The following is a 20,872-nucleotide window of genomic DNA, read 5'->3' as shown; positions in this document are numbered from 1 at the left end:
CGGTCCGCGTCCTCCCGCCGAGCCGGTCCACGTCCCCCCCCCCCCGCCGAGCCGGTCCGCGGCCTCTTCGTACGGCCGGGGGGCGGGCACCGATCGTGCGAATGCGCCTCTCAGGGGCGCGCGTCAGTCCTCCGCGCGGGACGGTCGCGCCTCGGGGCCGTCAGGAGACAGGACGCCGGCACCCGCGGGTGCCGGCTCGGTCTCCGGCTCCTGCGGCGGCTCGCCGAGCTGCTCGCGCAGGTAGTTCCAGACCACCGCGATCAGCGCGGCGATCGGCACCGCGAGCAGGCTGCCCACGATGCCGGCCAGGCTCCCGCCCAGCGTCACCGCGAGCAGGACGACTGCCGCGTGCAGGCCGAGTCCACGACTCTGGATCATGGGCTGGAACACATTGCCTTCGAGCTGCTGCACGACGACGATGATCGCCAGCACGAGCAGCGCGTCGGTCAGGCCGTTCGACACCAACGCGATGAGAACGGCGACGAATCCCGCGAACAGGGCGCCCACAATGGGTACGAACGCGGACACGAAGGTCAGCACCGCCAGCGGGAGGACCAGCGGAACTCCCAGAATCCACAGGCCGAGGCCGATGAAGACGGCGTCGAGCAGACCGACGAACGCCTGGCACCGCACGAACGAGCCCAGAGTGTCCCAGCAGCGCGCGGCCACGGTCGGGACGTCGGTGGCGAGCCGGCCGGGCAGCTGACGGGTCAGCCACGGCAGGAACCTCGGGCCGTCCTTGAGGAAGAAGAACATCAGGAACAGCGCCAGGACCGTGGTGACCACACCACTGAACACGGTGCCGATCCCCGTCACCACGGTGGTCACCATGCTGCCGACGCTGTCCTGGACGCGGGCGACACCGGCGTCGAAAGCTCCCGCTATCTCCTCGTCGTCGATGTTCAGCGGCGGCCCGGCGGCCCACTCGCGCACCTGCTGGACGCCCTCGGCCACACCCTTCGCCAACTCGGCGGACTGCGACGCGACCGGCACCGCGATGAGCGCCGCGATGCCTGCGACGACGAGGAGGAACAGCACGGTCACCGCCGCCGCGGCCGGCGCGGGACGCCACCCGTGCTGCCGCAGGAACCGTGTCAGCGGCCAGGTCAGCGTGGTGAGCAGCAGCCCCACGACCAGCGGCCAGACGACCGGCCACGTCCGGCCCAGGAACCACACGACCACCGCGACCATGACGAGGACCAGCAACAACTCGGCGGAGACACGCGCCGATGTCCGCAGCGCGGCGGCGGCTTTCGTGGAATTCAGAGTGGCAGGCATGCGCGTCAGCCTACTGACACGGTTCCGCCCCGGTGACCGACGGTGAGGTGCTCGCATGTGTACGGACCGTTCATGGTGACCGGGCAGGGGCCGTCCGCCCCGGGCCGGGGGTGACCCGATGGGATGGCGGCCTGAGTGAGGCGGGCGGGGCGGGGCACCCGGACGCCATGCAGGGACTCCGTGCGCTCGTCATGCCCACCGCGTCACCCACACCGGCCCACCCCGCACGGCGGAGCCGCCACTCCGTACGCCCACGCGCCAGGCACCGCCGTCCGAGCCGGCCCGGAAGCAGGTGGCATCGTCTCGTCATCGCCTACCGCGACATCGACTTCCTGGCCGGCCCCGGCCCTGCGGGCGGCGGTGGCGGTGGCGGGCTCCAGGACCTGCTGCTGGTCCATGTCCGCAAGGTCGTCGGGCGGGTGACGTTCCGGGTCTGCTCGGCCTGTGCCACCGGGACCATCACCGCTGTGGAGGTGGACGACTCGCTGGTGAACACCGGGCTGCCCACCAGGGCGGTGGCGCATCTGCGCAGCCGGTATCCGGACCTGGCCTGGAGCACGACGCTGGAGCGGCGTCTCACGCGGGACCTGTTCCGCCGCATGCGCGTCCTCACCACCCCCGAGAGCCGCTGCCCCCACGGGTGACCGGCGGCCACACGAAGCGGCACGGCGGCACGCCGGGGCGGTCGGGGATCGCGGACCGCGCCTCGACCACATGCGTCCGAACGCGCCCGCCCACACCTGGCCGGTCGGCCGACGCCGCCTGCGCGGGACGTCTCCGGACCGGCCGGTGGACACCGGAGTACCGTGGCGTCGGTCTCCCGACGTCCCGTCAGGGACGAGGAAGGCGCCAGCGGCAGTCAGAGGCAGGACGGCCGGTCCGGAGGCGGGCCGGGACAGTAAGGGGGTGGCCCGTGAGGGTCAAGGACTTCGATCATGTGGTGCTGAACGTGGCGGACGTCGAGCGGTCCCTGGAGTTCTACTGCGGGCCTCTCGGTCTGGAGCCGGTACGGGTCGAGGAGTGGCGGGCGGGCAAGGTGCCGTTCCCGTCCGTGCGGGTCACCCCCACGATGATCATCGACCTGTTCGCCCGCACCCGCGGTGAGTCCAACGTGGACCACATCTGCCTGGTCGTGGACCCCGTGGACTGGCAGGAGGTCCTCGACTCGGGCACGTTCGACGTGCTGGAGGGACCGGTCAGCCGCTTCGGCGCACGTGGCACCGCCCAGTCGGTCTACGTGAGGGATCCCGACGGCAACACCGTCGAACTGCGCTGGTACCCGCAGGACACCGAGGAGTGAGAGCCCCGCCGCCGCCCGCCCACGGACGAGCGGCGGCAGCCGGCCACCCAGGCCCTGGCCGTGACCGGTCACCCGTGGCCGTGGCCGGTCACCCGAGACCGGGGCCGGGCGCACAGCAGCCGTCCCCCCGCATCACCCGGCCGACCTCCAGCCAGTCCCGCGCGTCCCGCCCCGACCGTTCCTCCTCCGCCCGGCCACCGGGCCCGCCGAAGGCCCCACCGAGGGCCGCCCGCTCGTACAGGACCCCGCCCTTGAGCACCGCCACCGTGGCGACCAGCGAGTCGAAGTCGGTGAACGGGTCGCCGTCCACCACCGTCAGGTCCGCGATCTTGCCCACCTCCACGGTGCCCAGATCCCCGTCCACGGCGAACGCCCGCGCCGGGAGCGCCGTCGCCGTCCTCAGCGCCTCGGCGGGCGACAGACCGCCGAGGTGCAGCGCCCGCAGGTTCAGGTGCAGGGAGAGCCCCACCGGGACGATCGGCGCGTCCGTGCCCAGCGCCACCACACCGCCGGACGCGAGGATCCGCCGGTACACCCCGATCTCCGTACGCAGCGTCTCCAGGTGCGCGGCGCTCGGCGGCTGCGCGGACATCCTCCGCACGAGCGCGGAATCCCACGGCGGCATGATCGACTCGACCCGCTCGTCCCGGGCGAGACCCGGATCGGCCCCCAGGAGCCACATCGCGGTGAACGGTGTGGCGATCAGGGTGAAGCCGCCCCCCGGAGCGGTGTAGATCTCCCGCACGTCCTGCTGGGCCCGGCCGGCCGCGGACACCGCGTGCCCGGTCTCCCCGCGCTGCGTCGCCTGCAGGTGCGTGGTCATGTCCTGCCCGGTCTGCAGGCCGGGCGAGCAGAAGTGACTGCCCACCCTCACCCCGAGCCGCTCGTGCGCGAACCGCGCCGCCTCCTCCATCACCCAGTCCGGGGCCCTGACATACGTCTTGACCACGTCCCAGTCGAGCGCCGCACCCCGTTCCAGCGACCGGCGCAGCCCCTCGCGCGTGCGGTGGGCCCTGCCCATGCTGTACGCCACCCGGGAGCCGTCCAGCAGCTCCCCGCAGCTGAGCAGCCGGGGCCCCGCCAGCTGCCCGGCCTCCACCGCCTCCCGCACCCGGGCCTGCTCGTGGGCGAACCCGCCGAGCGACACGGCGGTCGTGATGCCGTACGCCAGCTGGCAGGCCGTCTGCCGGCCGCCGTACGTGTACTGCCAGGGATGGGTGTGCGCGTCCCACAGTCCGGGCAGCACGGTCCGGTCCGAGGCGTCGACCCGCCGCGTCGCCGGCCGATGCCGGCCCGGCCGGTGGGGCTCCACCGCCGCCACGCGCCCGCCGCGTACGACGATGTCGACGTCCTCGCGGACCGACGCCTCGTCGCCGGTGCCGTCCCAGAACCGCCCGGCGCGCACGACGGTGTCGGCCGGGTCGGCCCGCCGGTAGTCCAGCGGTACGCGCACGGTACGCGGGGCGCCTCCGTCGACGCCGGTCAGTCGCAGCCGGGTGCCGGACAGGTACAGCAGCGTGCGGGAGTCACCGGACCAGGAGGGCGTGTCGGCGGGTTCGCCGGAGAGCTGCCGCAAAGGCCCCGCCGGCCGGCCGTCCGCCGTCACCGGCAGCAGGCACAGGGCCGATTCCACCACCAGCGCCATCCAGCGGCCGTCCGGCGACCACACCGGGCCCGAGCCGTAACGGTCGGAGACCGACATGTGCGGCGCCACGGCGTGCAGCCGGGCGGCGCCGGTCGCGGCGTCGACGACGCGGATGAGGTTGTAGCCCTCGCGGAACCGCTGGTTCAGCCGGTTGCGGTCGCACAGGGCGAGGAAACGGCCGTCCGGGGACCAGCTGGGCCGACCGGGCAGACCGCCGCCCCCCAGGGGCGCCGCGAGCACCCGTTCGGTGCCCGTGGGCAGGTCCTTGACCACGAGACGGCCCGTCAGGTCCAGGCACGCGAGCCGGCCGCCGTCGGGGGAGAGGGCCGGATGGACCCGCCCGCCGGTCGCCAGTACCGTGCGCGTACCGGTGGCGAGGTCATGGCGGTACACCCCGAGCAGGCCGTCGCCGTCGTCGGCGTACACCAGCGACTTGCCGTCGGGCGCCCACACCGGCCCCAGGAGGTAGCGCGTCACGTCCGCGCGCACCAGCCGGCGCGGTGGCCGGCCGCCCGTGGTGTCCGCCACCCAGAGGGAGTTCAGCGCGGCGAACGCGAGCCGCCGTCCGTCTGGCGCCAGCACCGGCAGGTGCACACCGCGCACCGGACGCGTCCGGCCGCCCTCGAAGTCGTGGGTCTTGGGCCGGTAACGCGGCCGTCGCACCGGCACGGTCCCCTCGAACGGGATCCGCTCCATGGCGCCGGGCGCCTCCGGGCGGACGAGGGTGAACCGGCCGTCGACGGTGAGCAGGAGCTCACCGCAGGCGGTCCAGCGCGGTGGTACGGGCGCGACGTCCCCGGGCACGGCCACCGGCTCGCCGTCGACGACGAGGGCGCACCCGCCGTGGGGCGCCGGGGTGACCCGCAGGTACGCGAGCCGCCGCCCGTCCGGCGACAGCGCGGGGACCATCACCTGGGCGGCCGCGGTACCGGTGTGCACGGCACGCACCGGCCCGCCGCCGTCCGCCGGTACGGAGACGACGGTCCGGGCGTCGAGAGCCGTCCCCGTTGGGGTGGCCGTCACGGCCGCCCGCACGAACAGGATCCGCTTCCCGTCCGGCGACCACGTCGGGTCGAAGTCCTCCCAGGGGCCGTCCTGTAGCGGGCCGGCCTGTCCGGGCAGACCGCTGACGGCGGTGAGGGCCCCGGTCCGCAGGTCGAGCACCTGGACGCGGTAGGGGGCGCCGCTGACGGGATCGCCGCCGCGTTCGGAGGCGAAGGCGATCCGATGCCCGTCGGGGGACCAGGCAGGCCCCCGGTCGTCCCAGGGCCCGTCGGTGCGGCGGCGGACGTCCGAACCGTCGGGCCGCATGGTCCAGATGTGGAACCCGCCGCCCTGGTAGGCGCAGAAGGCGACCAGGGAGCCGTCGGGCGAGTGGACGGGCCGGTTGGGTTCCAGCGCCGCCGGGGTGAGCGGGACGGCCGTGCCGCCCGCGCGGGGCAACGACCACAGGACGTGCTGGACTTCGGCGATCAGCCGGTCGCCGGAGGGGGCGAGGTCGGCCGCCCCGTTCGTCGCGGCGGTGTAGCGCAGTGACACGACCTGCTCCCTGGCCGCCGCGGCCGCCGCCGCGCCGGGCGTCATCAGCACGGCTCCCGCCGCCGATCCGGCCCCCGTCAGGAACCGTCGGCGTGACACCGCCGCCACGGATGCCGGCACACCGGCCGGGAGGTTCCCAGCGGGCCCCACCGGCGGAGCGGCGGTCCGCGCCGGCCCCGGCGCGCCTGTGGTCGTCCTCGTCTCCCGGCCCGTCCCTCTGGCGTCCAACAGCCCTCCGCTCAGCAAGTCCGGCCCCGCCGGTCCCGGCGGCCCGGCGCACGGAAACCGAGACGCCACACATGGTTCCGCACACCGGGCGTCGGGGAGGCGCGGACACCCCCAAGGCGCAGGACGTTGTCCGGAAACCGACCGGTGCCCGGTACCCCGGACGGCCCGTGGTGAGCCGTAGGGCATGATCGGGGGATGTCCGATCGCATCATCGCCGCCTGTGACGGGGCGGCCAAGGGAAACCCCGGTCCGGCCGGCTGGGGGTGGGTCGTCGCCGACGCCGAGGGCCACCCCGAGCGCTGGGAGGCGGGGCCGCTGGGCCGTGCCACCAACAACATCGGTGAACTCACCGCCCTGCTGAGGCTGTTGGAGGCCGTCGACCCGGCAACCCCTCTCGAGGTGCGCATGGACTCCCAGTACGCCATGAAGGCCGTGACCCAGTGGCTGCCGAACTGGAAGCGCAACGGCTGGCGCACGGCGGCCGGCAAGCCCGTCGCGAACCAGGAACTCGTCCAGGGCATCGACGCCCTGCTGGCGGACCGGGACGTCGAGTTCCGCTACGTGCCCGCCCACCGGGTGGACGGCGATCCGCTGAACGCGATCGCCGACCAGGCCGCGAGCGACGCCGCGGTCACCCAGCGGGCCGCCGGTACCGCACTCGGCGACACGGAGGTGCCGCGGCCCGTGCCGGAGCGCAGCGCCCCGGCACGGCCGAGAACCGGTGCCGCGCCCAAGAAGCGGCCGGCCCGCGCCGCGTCGGGAGGGGCCGCGCGCACCATCAAGGCGAAGTTCCGCGGCACGTGCCCCTGCGGCAGGACGTACGCCGCCGGTGAACCGATCGCCAAGCTCGGGACGCGCTGGGGCCACCCCGACTGCGGAACGTTGAGCCCCGCCGGCTCCTCCGACTGACCCCTCCGCCGCGGCCGGGGGCTCAACGGCCCGCCGCGCCCCGCGGCGGGTGCCGCAGAGGCGGCGCCCGGATGTCGCGGAGCCGGGCCACTCGGGCGACGAGCCGTCGGCAGGGGGCGCCCCGGCCACCACGCGGGTGCCCGGGCGCAGCCCATGCGCGGGCGCGAGCTCACCCCCTGCCGACCGCGCGACGCCACCCGTACGCCCGGATCACCGGTCACGGTGCGTCTGGCGCGGCGGCGCCCACGGCGGACCGGACCCCCGGCCGAACAGAGCCGCGGTGCACACCAGTCCACCGGTTCACTCGATCGTTGACGCGCCAGGGGCGGCCGGTCCCCATGCCCGCCCCCCTCCCCCCGGCCGGAGGGGGCAGCAGGATGACACGCTCCCACCGCTCCGGCGCGCTCCGGACCGTCGCCCGTCCTGCGGGACGAGCCGGTCCCGGGCCGGCGCGCTCGAAGGTGCCGGCCGCGCACGCTGCTAGTCGTCGGTGGCGGGCGCCTCGTCGCCCTCGTCGCCCCGGTCCCCGTTGTCCCGACTCTCGGCGGGATCGGCATCCTCCGTACTGGTCGACGGAGCGTCCATGGTGGCCGCCTGGGCGGTGGGGGGTGCCGGGCTGAGGGCGGCGATGGCCGCCCCGGTGACGAGGGACGCGACGGCGAGCATGCTGCGCTTCTTCATGCCCGGTTCAACTGCGGCCCCCCGCCGACGTCACGACGGCACGCCCTTCGAACGAACGTCGCCCCCGTGCCGGTGATCGGGTGTGCCCCGCCAGGGGCGTTATGGGCCGTTCCGGTGCGAAAAGCGTGTCCTTCGGGGGCCGGTCGTCGTTCCGCAGCGGAGTGTCCGTTACGTCCCGTGCGGGAGTGGTCCATGCCGATGCGTCGTCGAGAAGCCCTGGGAATCGCGGGCCGGGGAACACTGGCCGGGCTGGGCGCGGCGGTGCTCGGCGGCGCCGGGAGCCGCGCGTTCGCCGCCGCCTCCTCGCGGACGCACTTCCCGGCGCTGGTGATCGGGTCGGGGTTCGGCGGTGCCGTGGCCGCGTTGCGGCTCGGACGGGCGGGCGTCGACACGCTCGTGGTGGAGCGCGGGCGCGAGTGGCCCGTCGCTCCCCGCAAGCACGTCTTCGGGTCGATGAACGGCGTCACCGACACCATGTTCTGGTTCCGCGGCAGCACCCGCTGGCCGGCGCTGCCGCCCACACCCGTCCGGCCGGGTCCCGGGATCATGGAGGTGTCCGAGGAGAACGGGCTCGACATCGCCTGCGGGGCGGGGGTCGGCGGCGGGTCGCTCGTCTACACCGGGGTCACGGTGGCTCCGCCGCGACGGTACTTCGAACGGCTCTATCCCCCCGGTCTGCGCTACGAGGAGTTCGCCCGCACCTGGTTCCCGAAGGTCCGCCGCATGCTGGGCGCTTCCCCGATGCCCCGGGACGTCTACCGCTCCCTGCCGTTCACCCACTCCCGGCTGTGGGACGAGCACCTCGCCCGGACGGGCTTCCGGACCTTCCCGCTGGAATCGACGTTCGACTGGGACGTCGTCCGGCGGGAACTCGCCCACACGGCACCGCTCTCGGCGACCGTCGGTGAGTCCGACTTCGGCTGCGGCAACGGTGCCAAGAAGTCGCTGACCCGCGGTTACCTCCCGGCGGCCCTGGCCACCGGCCACGTACAGCTGCGCGCCCTGCACGAGGTGCGGTCCATCGGCCGACGGCGCGACGGACGGTTCTCCGTGGAGGTCCGCCGGCTCACCACAGGGGGAGCCGTGCTCGGCACCGCCGAGTTCACCTGCGACATGCTGTTCGTCGCCGCGGGCACGCTGAACACCAACCGGCTCCTGGTGGCGGCACGCGACCGCGGCGACCTCCCGGACCTGCCCGCCTCCCTCGGCACCGGATTCGGTGACAACGGCGACCAGCTGACCCTGCGCTCGCAGACCCTGCGCTTCCACGGCGGCTCACAGGGCTCACCCTGCGCCTCCGGCGCCTTCTTCCCCGACGAGTTCGACCTGCCGCTCCTCGCGGAGAGCTGGGTCCTCCCCGGCTACCACGCCGTTCCGGCGCTCATCACCTTCAGCGTCACCGTCGACGGCGACAACCGGGGCACCTTCCGCTACGACCCCCGCACCCGCCGGGTGGCCCTCGCCGACTGGTCGGCCGGGAAGTCCGAGGCGGCCGCCAGGTCCGCGCGGGAGCTCAGCTCCCGGGTCATCGCCGCCAACCCCGGCACGCTCCCTGTCACGGTCACCACCCGCCCCTTCACCGGGCACCCGCTCGGCGGCTGTGCCATCGGCCGCACCACCGACCTCGAGGGCCGGGTCCACGGCGTCGAGGGCCTCTACGTACTCGACGGGTCGCTCGTGCCCGGCAACGCCGGAGGTGTGAACCCCTCCCTCACCATCGCGGCCCTCGCCGAACGCGCCATGGCGGGGATCGTCACCCGAGCGGGCTGACGGCCGGCCCCGGCCGCCGCGGAGGTATGTTGCGGTGAGCACTTCCGAAGAGGGGGCTGGGTGACAGTGGGCAATGGCCGGACGGTCCGCGACCTGCGGCGCGAGAACCGCACCGCCGTGCTGCAGTGCCTGTACTTCGACGGACCGCTGAGCCGCTTCTCGCTCGGCCCCGCCACGGGCCTGAGCTCGGGCTCCGTCAGCAACGTCGTCGCCGAGCTGGTCGCCGAGGGGCTGGTGGAGGAGGCCGGAAGCGTCGACTCCGCCGGCGGGCGGCCCCGCACCCTGCTGCGCGTCAGCCCCGGCAGCGGCTGCATGATCGGCGTCGACGTCGGTGAGACCCGGGTGCGGATCGAGCTCTTCGACCTCACCCTGACCGAACTGGCCCGCACCGAGCGCCCCCTGGCGGCCGGTGCCCCCGGCGGGCACGAGCGTTACGACGTCGGTGTCGTCGTCGACCATCTGCGCGGCGGCATCGCCGAGGTCCTCGACCGGGCGGGTGTCGACCCCGGCCACCTGCTCGGCGTCGGCGTCGGAGTGCCCGGGATCGTCGCCAGGACGCCGGAGGACGGAGCCGTCGTGCACGGCCAGACCATCGGCTGGGACGCGGTGCCCCTGGAGCGGCTGCTGCGCGCCGCCGTCGCGCTGCCCGACTCGGTGCCGTACTGCATAGACAACGGCGCCAAGACGCTCGGGCAGGCGGAGATGTGGTTCGGCGCGGGACGCGGCGCGCACAGCGCCGTGGTCGTGCTGTTCGGCTCCGGCGTCGGCGCGTGCGTCGTCACCGACGACATGGGACCGGGCCGCGCCGTCGAGTGGGGGCACCTGACGGTACGGGTCCGGGGGCGCCGCTGCCGCTGCGGGGCGCTCGGCTGCGTGGAGGCGTACGCCGGCGCCGAGGCGCTGCTGGAGCGGTGGGCCGAGGCGGGCGGGCGCCCGCCCGCCGGGGCGGACGAGGAAACGGCGCTGACCGCGATGCTCGCCGCCGCCTACCCGGATCCGGAAACGGGCGCGGAGCCGGACGCCACCGCCCTGGCCGTACTGGAGGAGACCGCCGAGTACCTCGGCGCGGGCTTCTCCGACCTGATCAACCTCTTCCAGCCGGAGCGCATCCTCGTCGGCGGCTGGGCCGGCCTCCAGCTCGGGGAACGGTTCCTGGAGTCGGTGCGGACCCACGCCGCGTCGTACGCCCTCGCCTACCCGGCCGCACGCGTCAGCGTCGAGCTCGGCCGGCTGGGTCCCGACGCCGTCACGGTGGGCGCGGCGATCCTGCCGCTCGCCGACTTCTTCGCCCGGGGAGGCCGCCGCGCCGGGGCCGGCCCCGGGCCGGGGCTCGTGGAGCAGGCGTCACCGGCCTGGCGGGCGACGCTCCGGGACCGCGCGGCGCAGTGAGCGGCGCCATGGGCGGGGGACGGCCGCCGAGCCCGCGCCGCGGGTGACCCCGGCGTGCGGAGGCGGGGCCGGGGCGGTAGACACGTGGGTGTGCAGACGTTCCTGCCGTTCCCCCGGTTCTCGGCCTGTGCCGAGGTGCTCGACCAGCGTCGCCTGGGCAAACAGCGGGTCGAGGCGCTCCAGGTGCTGCGCGGGCTGACCGTGCCCGGGTACGGCTGGCGACGGCACCCGGCCGTACGGATGTGGGTCGGTTACGAGGAGGCCCTGGTCCGCTACGGGCTGGACATCTGCGCCGCGTGGACCGCCCTGGGCCACCGGGACACCTGCGCGGTGTCCCTGCTCGCGGGTTTCCAGGGCGTCCGCCCCGGCGCACCGGTCCGTCCGCAGGGCGAGCTCGCCGAGGCAGGCGAGGTGCCACCCTGGCTCGGCGACCCCGGCTTCCACCGGAGCCACCAGTCGGCCCTGCTGCGGAAGGATCCCGACTTCTACGCGGCGCACTTCGCCGGGGTCCCGGCCGACCTGCCTTACGTGTGGCCCGGATCCGACCGCGAGGCGGCCTGACACCCTCCGCGAGACGGCCCGGCACCCTCCACGAGGCGCGCTGCCCGGCTGTGCCATACTCGGCCGCGCTCCAAGCACATCGCAGCCGGGGGAACATCGTTGAGACTCACGCCTGCCGTCATCGACACGGCGCCGGTCACAGGCACGGGCGGCGCCGGATGAGCGGCATAGCGCTGACCGTCCCGTACCTGGACACGGACGCCGACCAGCTGTCGTTCGTCCTGGGACGTCCCGCCCGCGAGGCCCTCGCCGTGCGCGACCTCGCCGTCGGCGGACTCGACGTACAGCTCAGGCTGCTGGGCGCCTCCCACCAGGTGTTCGCCGGCCCGGTCCAGGAGACCGTCGCCTGCCTGCCCGGCGTCGAGGGCGGCCTGCCGGACACGGCGGCACAGGACTTCGACGACTGGCACTACGACTTCGGCGCCCGCGTCCGGCGCTTCGGCCCCAGGGAGTTCAGCGCCCGGGTGGCCCGGATCCGGAGCCGCTCGGAGGTCCATCCCCGGGCGCTGTACGGAGTCTTCCCCGGCTCGCCGGAAGCGGTCACCGCACTGACCGTCGAGCGGGAGAGCGCCGGGCTGAGCTGGCGCACCTGGCACACCTACCCGCAGAGCCGCCGGATCGTGGCGACGCACACCCGGCTGGAGGCCCGATGAAGACCGCTCGACGCGTCAGCGTGATGCTCCTCGCCACGCTGGCCCTCGCCGCCTGTTCCAGCGATCCGGACGACGACGACGGCAACGCCGTACCGTCCGGCTGGATCCGCGGCGCGTACTCCTCCAGCGGCGCCGGCTACGTCGACAGGGCGGATCCGGCGCCCAGGGTCGCGAAGGAGATCGACGGCAACACCCCGGCCGTGGCCCGCCTCACCGACGGTGGCAAGGAGTTCCTCCGCTACCGCAACGACATCGTCGCGATCAGCCCGCACGCCGGCGGCACCGGCAGCCTGATCGAGATCGCCGACTACCGCACCGGCTACCACCGCTGGCGCACCCACCTCGGCTCCGTGTGGCCGGACCCCGACAGTGCCGCGTTCCGCGGCGGGGGCCCCGGCTCCGGCAAGTGACCTGCCGGGTCGGCACACCCGCGGCCCCTGCGCCCCCCTCCTCCGTTTCCGTCTCCTCCCGAACCCCTCGACGACGTCCCCGAAAGGCACACCGTGGCAGAGATCTTCGAGTCGGCAGGCATCGCCCTGCTCTACGGCCTCGTCGGCTTCGTCGTGATGGCGGTCGGCTTCATCGCACTCGACCTCGTCACCCCCGGAAAGCTCGTCCACGTGGTGTGGACCGAGCGCAACCGCGGCGCCGCCGTTCTCCTCGCCGGCCAGACGATCGCCATCGGCCTCGTCATCGAGCAGTCCATCCGGGCCAGCGAATCGGAACAGGGCCTCTCCGAGGGCCTGTTCAGCACCCTCCTCTACGGGCTCGCCGGCGTCGTCGTGATGACGCTGATCTCGGTCGTCGTCGGGCTGCTCACCCCCGGCCGCCTGGGCCACGCCGTGCTCGACGACAACGGGACCAGCCCCCACCCCGCCGCCTGGGTCCAGGCGGCGATGTACCTCGGCACGGCCTTCATGGTCGGCGCCGCCGTTTCCTGAGCCCCACCATGAGCACCACCGCACCGGACCGCACCACCCCGGCCGCGTCCCCCCGGCCACCGGGGGCGCACGCGCGCGGGACACGCTTCCTGCTGCTCCTCGCGGTGTTCGTCTGCGCGGCCTGCGGGCTGGTCTACGAACTGGCGCTGACGGCGCTGGGCAGTTACCTCATCGGCAACTCCGTGATGCAGACCTCCGTGGTCATCTCCGTCATGGTCTTCGCCATGGGCATCGGCTCCCTGGCCGCCAAGCCGCTGCAACGCCGCGCGGTCGGGGCCTTCGCCCTCGTCGAGATCCTGCTCGCGCTCGTCGGCGGCCTGTCGGTGCTCATCCTGTACGTCGCCTTCGCCTGGCTGCGGCTGTACATGCCGGCCATGGTGGTCGTCTCGTTCGTCGTGGGCCTCCTCGTGGGAGCCGAGATCCCGCTGCTGATGACGCTGCTCCAGCGGATCAGGCGGCAGGAGGCGGGCAGCGCCGTCGCCGACATGTTCGCCGCGGACTACGTCGGCGCGCTGGTCGGCGGCCTCTGCTTCCCGCTGCTGCTCCTGCCCGCGTTCGGCCAGCTCAGGGGCGCACTGGTGGTGGGGGCGGTCAACGCGGTGGCCGGGGTCGTCGTCGTCCTGTGGATCTTCCGCCGCGAGACCCGCCCCATGGTGCGCAACGGGTTGCTGGCCGGCGCGGCCGGCGTCCTCGCGGTCCTGGCCGCCGTGTACGTGCTGGCCGACGACATCGAGGTCACGGCGCGCCAGCAGCTCTACCGCGATCCCATCGTGCACGCCGAGACCACGCCGTACCAGGACATCGTCGTCACCCGCTCCACCGCCTTCACCGGGGAGCCGGACACCCGGCTGTTCCTCAACGGCGACCTGCAGTTCTCCTCCGTGGACGAGTACCGGTACCACGAGGCGCTCGTCCACCCCGCCCTGTCGGGGAAACGCTCCTCCGTGCTCATCCTGGGCGGCGGCGACGCGCTGGCCCTGCGCGAGGTCCTGCGCTACGACGACGTCGACACGGTGACCCTGGTCGACCTGGACCCGGCGATGACCCGCCTGGCACGTACGTTCACACCGCTGCTCGACCTCAACGACCACGCGCTGTCCGACCCGCGCGTCACGGTCGTCCACGCCGACGCCTTCAACTGGCTGCGGGACGCGACCGGGCGCTACGACACGGTCATCGTCGACTTCCCGGACCCCGACACCGCCGCGCTGGCCAAGCTCTACAGCGTGGAGTTCTACCACCTGATGGGCCGGGTCCTGACCCCTGACAGCCGCGTGATGGTGCAGGGCGGCTCACCGTTCTTCGCGCCCAAGTCGTACTGGTCCATCGACGCCACCATCCGCGAGGCCGGCTACGCCACCACCCCGTACCAGGTCGACGTCCCCAGCTTCGGCAACTGGGGCTTCGTCCTCGCCACCCCCGGCACCGGCGGCCCGCCACCGGCGCTGCGCCTGGCGGCCGGTACGCCGCCGCTGCGCTTCCTCGACGACGACGTCCTCGCGGCCGCCACCGTCTTCCCGGTGGACCGGCGTCCCCAGGACGTACGGGCGAGCACACTGATGGATCCGGCGGTGCTGGAGTACACCCGCCACGAGTGGCGGAACTACTGAGCCGGGGCAGCCACCCTCTCGTCGGGGGGACGGGCTGCCGCGCGGGGCGCTCGGGGTCGTCCCGGCCTCGCGCGAGCGCCGCCGTACCGGCCCGACGTGGTCGTGCGGCGTGGAGGCGCACCCGGCCCGGGCCGTTCGCCACGGCCGGAGGGCCGTCGCGTACGGCTGCCGGGACGCCGGACGCCGCTGGGGGCGGGGCGCCGCCCCGGGGCAAGGTGGTCGGCGGCGGCGTCACGCAGAGCCCGGACGCTGGCAGGACGGGCACGGTTCGTCATGACCGTGGGCGTTGATGACGGTGCCCCATTCACCGCAGTCGTGGCAGTCGCGGGCGAGAGCTGTGTTGATGCGAAACGCTGGGGTGGGAGCAGTCGGGTCGGCTTCGTGGGCCATGCGGGCGAACTCCTCGTAATGCGCGGTACGGGAAATGTTGTCATGGTTTGCATACGTATGCAACAGGTCGGAGGTCACGCGGCAGGCCCGGGAGCGACAGGCCCGGGCGCTCCCGGCCCGGTCGGCGTCGTCACGGGAGCCGGTGAACGCGTCCGTCCTCCCGCTGCGTCCGCCCCGCGCGAGCCGCCACGGCGCCGCGGCACGACGCCGCCGGGGCCGGCCGCTCGTGCGCGGCCGGCCCCGGGGTGCGGTGCGGGGACTGCGGGGGGTCGATCGCTCCCTGCGTGGTGCGTGGTGCGTCGACATGAACTGACGGATGGGTCGTGGGCGTTGATCGCATCCGTTGCTGGCGCCGGGCGAGGATGGGCAGGCCGGTGCGGGACCTGCGCCAGGTGGTGAACGGGATCTTGTAGAAGCTGTCCACCGGGGCTGCCTGGCGTACCTAGTCGGTGATGACGTTGAACGCCGAGAAGATCTTCGGCCGGTCCTCCGGCACGCCCGCTTCTCTGAGGGCGGGCAGGAGGTGTTCGGAGAACCGTTGGAGGGCTTCCTCCGATTCCCAGACGTCGACGACGATCCATCCGTCGGGGGTGGGGCCGGCGGCGTGCGAAATCAGGCCCGGAACCGGATAGTCGGCCCGTGAGCCGAGGCCGCCCTTGCCGCCGCTCACCCGGTCGGTCACCTGCTCGTACTGGGCCTGGGTAACACCCGGCATCTCCTGCACCATGATGATCGGCATCAGGTACGCACCTCCTCGTTCGCCCCCTTCCAGTCCACTCCCTCCGCCAGAGGACCGCCACCGGTGCGCTCTGGCGTCCACGCACGATGCCGTCGTCCAGCGCCCAGGGAAGGGGCCTGGGAAGGCGAGGTCCTCGGCCGGTCCCACGCGGCGGGCTGACCAGCAAGATCCACCTGGCCTGCGACGGGCGGGGCCGGCCGCTCGCCTCCACCCTGACCGGCGGGAACGTCAACGACCGCACCCGGTTCGAGCCCGTCATGGACCGGATCAGCGTCAGGCGGCCGGGCCCGGGACGTCCCCGGACCCGGCCCGGCCGTGTGGTCGCGGACAAGGGTTGCTCCGCCCGCGAAATCCGGGCCCACCCGCGACGACGCGGGATCGCCTGCACGATTCGGCGAGCGGATCGACCGGATCAACGGCCGCATCCGCCGAGGCGAGAGGCTCTGCCGGCACGACCGGTCCGCCTACCGGCGGCGGAACGTGATCGAGCGCTGCCTCAGCCGGCTCGAGCAGAACCGGGCCCTGGCCACCCGCTACGACGAACGCGCCGCCCAGTACCAGGCCATGGTCACCCTCGCCTGCCTTCGACTCGGCTCCACGACTTCCCCGACACGACCTAGTACGGACCGTTGACGTTGTCGATGGAGCCGTACCTGTCGGCGGCGTAGTTGCAGGCGGCGGTGATGTTGGCGACCGGGTCGTACGGGTCTGTCGACGTGCCCGGCACGTGGTAGGCCTCGAAGGTCGGAGCGATCACCTGGAGGAGGCCCTTGGAGGGCGTTCCGTTGATGGCGTTGATGTCCCAGTTGTTGATCGCCAGCGGGTTGCCCGAGGACTCGCGCATGATGTTGCGGTGGATCCCCTCGTAGCTGCCGGGGATGCCGTGCCGGGCCATGACGTCCAGCGCCTCCCGGATCCAGCCGTCGAGGTTGTCCGGGTACGTCGCGGCCTTGGCGGCGACCGGCGCCGCCTTGCGCTCGGCGGAACGGTCGGCCCGCTCGGGCGTGGCGGAGGAGCGCGCGGCCGGGGCCTTCGCGCCGATCGTCAGCTCGAGGCCGGGACGGATCAGGGACGGGTCGGCGCCGACGGCCTTCCGGTTGTCCTCGTAGAGCTTCTGCCAGCCACCGCTCACCCCGTGCTCCCTCGCGATCTTGGAGAGGGAGTCGCCCGCGACGACGGAGTACGTGACCGGACCGGCCTTCGCCGTGACGGTGGCGCTCGGTGCGGCGGCGACCGCGGCGGTGACGGCGTGCGTGGCGGTGGGCGCCGCGCTCGGGGCCGCCTGCGCGGTGGTGGCGCCGATCATGGGGAGCGCGAGTGCCGCGCCGCCCGTGCCCGCGGCGACGAAACGGCGGGCGAGCGGATTGTTCTTGGGACGGCGGTGCTTACCCTTTGCGGGCATGGCGAATTCCTCTCCGTCGCCTACGAGGTGAGCTGTCGGGTTCGGACTGGAGATGTCCGGCCGCGGTATCCGCGACTTCACCCCGAGCCGTTCCGGAAGTGCTCCGGACCGGCGACTTACCTGGGTCCCCCGCTCCTGCCGTACGTACGTGAGTGGGTGGGTGGGTGGGGTCTCCGGACGGCGGCAGGATTCGGCGGTCCATCCGGATTGAGGGGACCGTAAGCGAGGGGGGCCGGACGGAACAAGGCTCGAATCGACCGCCGCGAACCTTTCCCACGCGCGTGTCGAACCGTCAACTTCGCTGTGTGCGAGCGGAAAAAAGGCCTGTGGAACGGTCCGGGGCCGGAACCGTCCGGTGATTCTTATCACGCCCGCCCATCCGGGGTCACAAGTCCCCTATGTGCGGCCCAATATGGGCGGTCACCGCGATACCGCCAAAGGGTGAATAAACGTCCAAATTGGACTAAAGGTGTGTCGTGGTGTGGTGGGTGGTCGTCGTGCCCGGGTGCGGCCGGCGCGCACGACCGGCCAGGTGCCGGCGCCGAAGCCCGCGCGCGGCCCCGCTCCGCTCCGGTTCGGCTCCCGCTGGCGGGGCCTGGCGCGGACGTGGCCCCGTTCGCGCTGGCGGCCGAAGAGGGAAAGGGGCCTCGGCCGGGCCGTCCCCGGTGCTGCCGAACCGGTGCGGCAGCCGGGTGCCGCACTCGGCCGCCCCGCCCGGCCGGCGCGTGCAGCCATGCGTAGCCCTCGTGTGTACGGGGCCGGGCGGTCCGCAGCGGCGGTTCCGGGGCCGGGCGGCGCCGGCCTGCCGGTGGCCGGCGAGAGGGCCCGCGGCACCAGGCGCCGGCCCCTTGGCGGTGACGGCTGGTCGCGGCGGATCACGGTGGGGCGGGGCGGCCGCGGACGGTCACCAGGAGACGTCGTCGAGCATCAGCTCCACCGGCTGCCGTGGCCCGGCGGCCGGTGACTGCTCCGTCCACATCACCTTCCCGGTGGGGGTGTACCGGGTGCCCCACCGCTCGGCGAACTGGGACACCAGGAACAGCCCGCGGCCGCCCTCGTCGGTGGTGGCCGCGCGCCGCAGGTGCGGGGAGGTGCTGCTGCCGTCGGACACCTCGCAGATCAGGCAGCGCTCGTAGAGCATCCGCACATGGATCGGCTCGGATCCGTAACGGATGGCGTTCGTGATCAGCTCACTGAGCATCAGCTCGGTGCTGAACCCGATGTCCTCGAGTCCCCACTGCTCCAGCTGGCGCCCGCACGCGGCCCGCACCCGGGCGACGGCCGAGGGGTCGGGGGGCACGTCCCAGTCCGCGACGCGGGCCCGGTCCAGCAGGTTCGTCCGCGCCACCAGCAAGGCGATGTCGTCGCGTCGGTGCGGCGGCAGCATGGCGCTGAACACGGCCCGGCAGGTCTCCTCGGGTGTGCGGTCCGGGTGGCCCGACAGCGTCTCGCGCAGTACGCGGAGCCCCGTGTCCAGGTCGCGCTCACGGTGCTCGATCAGCCCGTCGGTGTAGAGCACGAGCCGGGTGCCCTCCGCCAGCTGCAGCTCGGCCGTCTCGAACGGCAGGTTGCCCAGCCCGAGAGGGGGGAAGACCGGCACCTCGGGGCAGTCCACCGTGCCGTCCGGAAGGACCAGGACCGGTGCGAAGTGCCCTGCGGTCGCCACGCTGCACCGGCCGGTCGCCGGATCGTAGATCGCGTACAGGCAGGTCGCGCCGGTGATGCCCTCGCCGTCGCCGGCCTCCTCCTGGTCGATGCGGGACACCAGCTCGTCCAGGTGGCCCAGCAGCTCGTCCGGCGGCAGGTCCAGCGCGGAGAAGTTGTGCACCGCCGTCCGCAGCCGCCCCATCGTCGCGGCGGCGTGCAGACCGTGCCCCACCACGTCGCCCACCACCAGCGCGACCCGCGCCCCGGGCAGCGGGATGACGTCGAACCAGTCACCGCCCACCCCCGCCTGCGCCGGCAGGTAGCGGTACGCGATGTCCAGAGCGCTCTGCTCCGGCAGCACCCGCGGCAACAGGCTCCGCTGGAGCGTGACGGCCATGGCGTGCTCCCGGGTGAAGCGGCGCGCGTTGTCGATGGCGACCGCCGCCCGGGCGGCCACCTCCTCGGCGAAGGCGAGGTCCTCCTCCTCGAACCGCTCCGCCCGCTCCGAGCGCCAGAAGTTGGCCATGCCCAGCACCACCCCACGCGCCTGCAACGGCACCGTGACCAGCGAGTGGATGCCGTACGCCAGGGCCGCGCCGGCGCCTTGGGGGTCCTGCGCCCGCCAGCCGTGGGCGACGTTCAGATCCGGCTCCAGCACCGCGTGCCCGCTCCCCAGGGCCGCCGCCATCGGCGTGGTGGGGACGGCGAACCGGATGAGGTCGCCCACCGGCTGGAGCGGGTGGTCGTCACGGATGCCGCTCACCGCCGCGCGCCGCATCTCGGTGTGCGTGCCCGACGGCTCCTCACCGCGCAGGACGGGGTCGAGCAGCTCCACCGTGACGAAGTCCGCGAACCCGGGGACCGTCACCTCCGACAGCTCCTCGGCGGTCCGCACCACGTCCAGCGACGTCCCGATCCGCACCCCCGCCTCGTACAGCAGCTTCAGCCGCTCCCGGGCCACCTCCGCCATCCCCGACACCGCCCGCAGCTCGGTGGTGTCGCGGAGCGTCGCGACCGTGCCGGACGCCCCGCCGTACGGGGCGGTGGGCCGGGTGTTGACGGCCAGCAGACGGTCCCCGGCCAGGTGCACCTCGTCGGTGACGGCACGGCCCGAGGCGAGCAGCTCCGCGGTGCCCACGTCCAGACCGAGGTCGGTGACCGGGCGTCCCTCCGCGTCCGGCGGCAGCTCCAGGAGTCGGCGGGCCTCGTCGTTGACCAGCGTCAGCCGGCCGTCGTCGCCGATGATGAGGACCCCCTCGCGCGCCGCGTGCAGAACGGCGTCGTGGTGTTCGTACATCCGGGTCATCTCGGTGGGGCCGAGGCCGTGCGTCTGGCGGCGCAGCCGCCGGCTCACCAGCGCCGAGCTGCCGACCGCCAGCGCGAGCGCGGTACCGGCGGAGCCCAGGAGCACCGGCAGGTGACGGTTGACCGCGTCCCCCACGCTCTCGATCGAGACACCCGCGCTCACCAGCCCCACCACCGAACCGTCGGCGTCGGTGACCGGGACGACGGCGCGGGCCGCGTCGTTGGGAGCACCCTCGAAGATCTCCGTGAACGCGGTCCCGGCCGCGGCGCGCTCCACGCCCTCGGCCCGGCTGCCCACCAGCGACGGCTCGTTGTCGGCGACCCGCGTCCCGTCCGGGGCCATCACCGCGATGAAGTCCAGGCCGGAGCCCTCCCGGGCCCTGATCACCGAGCTCTGGAGCGCGGCGGTCGGGTCCGGGCTCGTGAGCGCCGCCGCGGTGCCCGGGGCGTCCGCGAAGGACTCGGCGGCGGCGAGCGAGCGGTTCTGGGCGTCCCGCTCGCCGTCGTAACGGGCCTGGAACGCCAGTGCGACCACCGCGGCGGTGATCAGGAGCACCGCGACCAGGATCTGGAGCAGCAGGACCTGTCCGGCGACGGTGCGCACACCCAGCAGGGGCCGCACGCCCCGGTGCGGCGGGCGCTGAGTCTCCGAGGGCCGGGGCCGGTCAGGAGCGCTCGGTACGCGTCCCGGGGCCGGGCGGCCCGACGCTCGCCTGGTCCGTCCGAGACGTCCGCTCATGCCCTATTTCTAACACCGCATCGGCCGCCGGAGCGACCTTACGGCCGGCCGCGGCGGCCGGACCGGCCGCGTCGGCCGCGCAGACGGGCGGCCTCCCGGAGGGTTCGGCCCCCTGACCGCGGGCCTCGTCACCGACGCGCGGGCCG

Annotated in this window: 16 protein-coding genes, 1 pseudogene and 1 riboswitch; of the genes and pseudogenes, 11 read left to right on the top strand and 6 right to left on the bottom strand. The window is 73.9% G+C overall.

Annotated features, from left to right (window positions below; translation table 11 throughout):
• Nucleotides 1–123: 123 nt before the first annotated feature.
• Nucleotides 124–1,278: an AI-2E family transporter gene (locus tag ABD347_RS13800; protein ID WP_344360613.1), complete on the bottom strand. Its 1,155-nt coding sequence runs from the start codon at nucleotides 1,276–1,278 to the stop codon at nucleotides 124–126.
• Nucleotides 1,279–1,445: 167 nt separating this feature from the next.
• Here ABD347_RS13800 and ABD347_RS13795 point away from each other — a divergent pair, with 167 nt between their 5' ends.
• Nucleotides 1,446–1,922, top strand: coding sequence for a hypothetical protein (locus ABD347_RS13795; protein ID WP_344360610.1), 477 nt, complete (start codon nucleotides 1,446–1,448; stop codon nucleotides 1,920–1,922).
• A gap of 269 nt (nucleotides 1,923–2,191) precedes the next feature.
• Nucleotides 2,192–2,578, top strand: a complete 387-nt coding sequence (locus ABD347_RS13790; RefSeq protein ID WP_344360608.1) for a VOC family protein — start codon at nucleotides 2,192–2,194, stop codon at nucleotides 2,576–2,578.
• An 88-nt stretch (nucleotides 2,579–2,666) separates the two neighbouring features.
• Here the strand turns inward: ABD347_RS13790 and ABD347_RS13785 are convergent, their stop codons facing one another.
• The gene (locus ABD347_RS13785) at nucleotides 2,667–5,861 is read right to left on the bottom strand and encodes an amidohydrolase family protein (RefSeq protein ID WP_425575651.1); all 3,195 of its coding nucleotides are present in this window, start codon (nucleotides 5,859–5,861) and stop codon (nucleotides 2,667–2,669) included.
• Between the two features lie 324 nt (nucleotides 5,862–6,185).
• Between ABD347_RS13785 and ABD347_RS13780 the strand changes: the two genes are divergently transcribed.
• Nucleotides 6,186–6,899 carry a ribonuclease H family protein gene (locus tag ABD347_RS13780; protein ID WP_344360606.1) on the top strand — a complete coding sequence of 238 codons (714 nt, stop codon included), beginning with the start codon at nucleotides 6,186–6,188 and terminating at the stop codon, nucleotides 6,897–6,899.
• A gap of 480 nt (nucleotides 6,900–7,379) precedes the next feature.
• Here the strand turns inward: ABD347_RS13780 and ABD347_RS13775 are convergent, their stop codons facing one another.
• Nucleotides 7,380–7,580, bottom strand: coding sequence for a hypothetical protein (locus tag ABD347_RS13775; protein ID WP_344360604.1), 201 nt, complete (start codon nucleotides 7,578–7,580; stop codon nucleotides 7,380–7,382).
• A 192-nt stretch (nucleotides 7,581–7,772) separates the two neighbouring features.
• Between ABD347_RS13775 and ABD347_RS13770 the strand changes: the two genes are divergently transcribed.
• The 7 genes from ABD347_RS13770 (at nucleotide 7,773) to ABD347_RS13740 (ending at nucleotide 14,504) form a co-directional block, all read left to right on the top strand.
• Nucleotides 7,773–9,350, top strand: a complete 1,578-nt coding sequence (locus ABD347_RS13770) for a GMC oxidoreductase (RefSeq protein ID WP_344360602.1) — start codon at nucleotides 7,773–7,775, stop codon at nucleotides 9,348–9,350.
• Between the two features lie 60 nt (nucleotides 9,351–9,410).
• On the top strand, nucleotides 9,411–10,739 hold the full coding sequence (locus tag ABD347_RS13765) for an ROK family transcriptional regulator (protein WP_344360600.1): 1,329 nt from the start codon (nucleotides 9,411–9,413) through the stop codon (nucleotides 10,737–10,739).
• 90 nt (nucleotides 10,740–10,829) lie between these two features.
• Complete coding sequence (locus ABD347_RS13760; RefSeq protein ID WP_344360599.1) at nucleotides 10,830–11,300, top strand: MSMEG_6728 family protein; 471 nt, start codon at nucleotides 10,830–10,832, stop codon at nucleotides 11,298–11,300.
• A gap of 158 nt (nucleotides 11,301–11,458) precedes the next feature.
• Nucleotides 11,459–11,953, top strand: a complete 495-nt coding sequence (locus ABD347_RS13755; protein WP_344360597.1) for a DUF2617 family protein — start codon at nucleotides 11,459–11,461, stop codon at nucleotides 11,951–11,953.
• Complete coding sequence (locus ABD347_RS13750) at nucleotides 11,950–12,363, top strand: DUF4247 domain-containing protein (RefSeq protein WP_344360596.1); 414 nt, start codon at nucleotides 11,950–11,952, stop codon at nucleotides 12,361–12,363. The genes ABD347_RS13755 and ABD347_RS13750 overlap by 4 nt, the downstream gene beginning before the upstream one ends.
• 93 nt (nucleotides 12,364–12,456) lie before the next feature.
• Entirely contained in the window at nucleotides 12,457–12,894 is a 438-nt protein-coding gene (locus ABD347_RS13745; RefSeq protein ID WP_344360594.1) for a DUF350 domain-containing protein, read from the top strand.
• A gap of 8 nt (nucleotides 12,895–12,902) precedes the next feature.
• Nucleotides 12,903–14,504: a polyamine aminopropyltransferase gene (locus ABD347_RS13740; RefSeq protein WP_344360592.1), complete on the top strand. Its 1,602-nt coding sequence runs from the start codon at nucleotides 12,903–12,905 to the stop codon at nucleotides 14,502–14,504.
• An 832-nt stretch (nucleotides 14,505–15,336) separates the two neighbouring features.
• On the opposite strand, the gene ABD347_RS13735 is transcribed toward ABD347_RS13740, so the two are convergent.
• Complete coding sequence (locus tag ABD347_RS13735; RefSeq protein WP_344360590.1) at nucleotides 15,337–15,633, bottom strand: hypothetical protein; 297 nt, start codon at nucleotides 15,631–15,633, stop codon at nucleotides 15,337–15,339.
• A gap of 63 nt (nucleotides 15,634–15,696) precedes the next feature.
• Between ABD347_RS13735 and ABD347_RS13730 the strand changes: the two are divergent.
• Nucleotides 15,697–16,266, top strand: a pseudogene (locus ABD347_RS13730) (IS5 family transposase); the annotation flags it as partial.
• Here ABD347_RS13730 and ABD347_RS13725 read toward each other — a convergent pair.
• Entirely contained in the window at nucleotides 16,250–17,035 is a 786-nt protein-coding gene (locus ABD347_RS13725; protein ID WP_344360588.1) for a transglycosylase SLT domain-containing protein, read from the bottom strand. The pseudogene ABD347_RS13730 and the gene ABD347_RS13725 overlap by 17 nt on opposite strands.
• 4 nt (nucleotides 17,036–17,039) lie before the next feature.
• Nucleotides 17,040–17,204: riboswitch (cyclic di-AMP (ydaO/yuaA leader) on the bottom strand.
• Nucleotides 17,205–17,939: 735 nt separating this feature from the next.
• Complete coding sequence (locus ABD347_RS13720) at nucleotides 17,940–20,726, bottom strand: SpoIIE family protein phosphatase (protein WP_344360587.1); 2,787 nt, start codon at nucleotides 20,724–20,726, stop codon at nucleotides 17,940–17,942.
• Nucleotides 20,727–20,872 lie beyond the last annotated feature (146 nt).

This window comes from Streptomyces gobitricini, assembly GCF_039532985.1.
Classification (GTDB): Bacteria; Actinomycetota; Actinomycetes; order Streptomycetales; family Streptomycetaceae; genus Streptomyces; species Streptomyces gobitricini.
Note: the sequence above shows the minus strand (reverse complement) of the source record. Positions and strands in the feature narration are given on the sequence as shown.

Coding starts and splice junctions, on each gene's coding strand:
- ABD347_RS13740 (WP_344360592.1), top strand. CDS start 12,903: ATGAGCACCACCGCACCGGACCGCACCACCCCGGCCGCGTCCCCCCGG.
- ABD347_RS13750 (WP_344360596.1), top strand. CDS start 11,950: ATGAAGACCGCTCGACGCGTCAGCGTGATGCTCCTCGCCACGCTGGCC.
- ABD347_RS13800 (WP_344360613.1), bottom strand. CDS start 1,278: ATGCCTGCCACTCTGAATTCCACGAAAGCCGCCGCCGCGCTGCGGACA.
- ABD347_RS13780 (WP_344360606.1), top strand. CDS start 6,186: ATGTCCGATCGCATCATCGCCGCCTGTGACGGGGCGGCCAAGGGAAAC.
- ABD347_RS13725 (WP_344360588.1), bottom strand. CDS start 17,035: ATGCCCGCAAAGGGTAAGCACCGCCGTCCCAAGAACAATCCGCTCGCC.
- ABD347_RS13755 (WP_344360597.1), top strand. CDS start 11,459: ATGAGCGGCATAGCGCTGACCGTCCCGTACCTGGACACGGACGCCGAC.
- ABD347_RS13795 (WP_344360610.1), top strand. CDS start 1,446: ATGCAGGGACTCCGTGCGCTCGTCATGCCCACCGCGTCACCCACACCG.
- ABD347_RS13770 (WP_344360602.1), top strand. CDS start 7,773: ATGCCGATGCGTCGTCGAGAAGCCCTGGGAATCGCGGGCCGGGGAACA.
- ABD347_RS13775 (WP_344360604.1), bottom strand. CDS start 7,580: ATGAAGAAGCGCAGCATGCTCGCCGTCGCGTCCCTCGTCACCGGGGCG.
- ABD347_RS13735 (WP_344360590.1), bottom strand. CDS start 15,633: ATGCCGATCATCATGGTGCAGGAGATGCCGGGTGTTACCCAGGCCCAG.
- ABD347_RS13720 (WP_344360587.1), bottom strand. CDS start 20,726: ATGAGCGGACGTCTCGGACGGACCAGGCGAGCGTCGGGCCGCCCGGCC.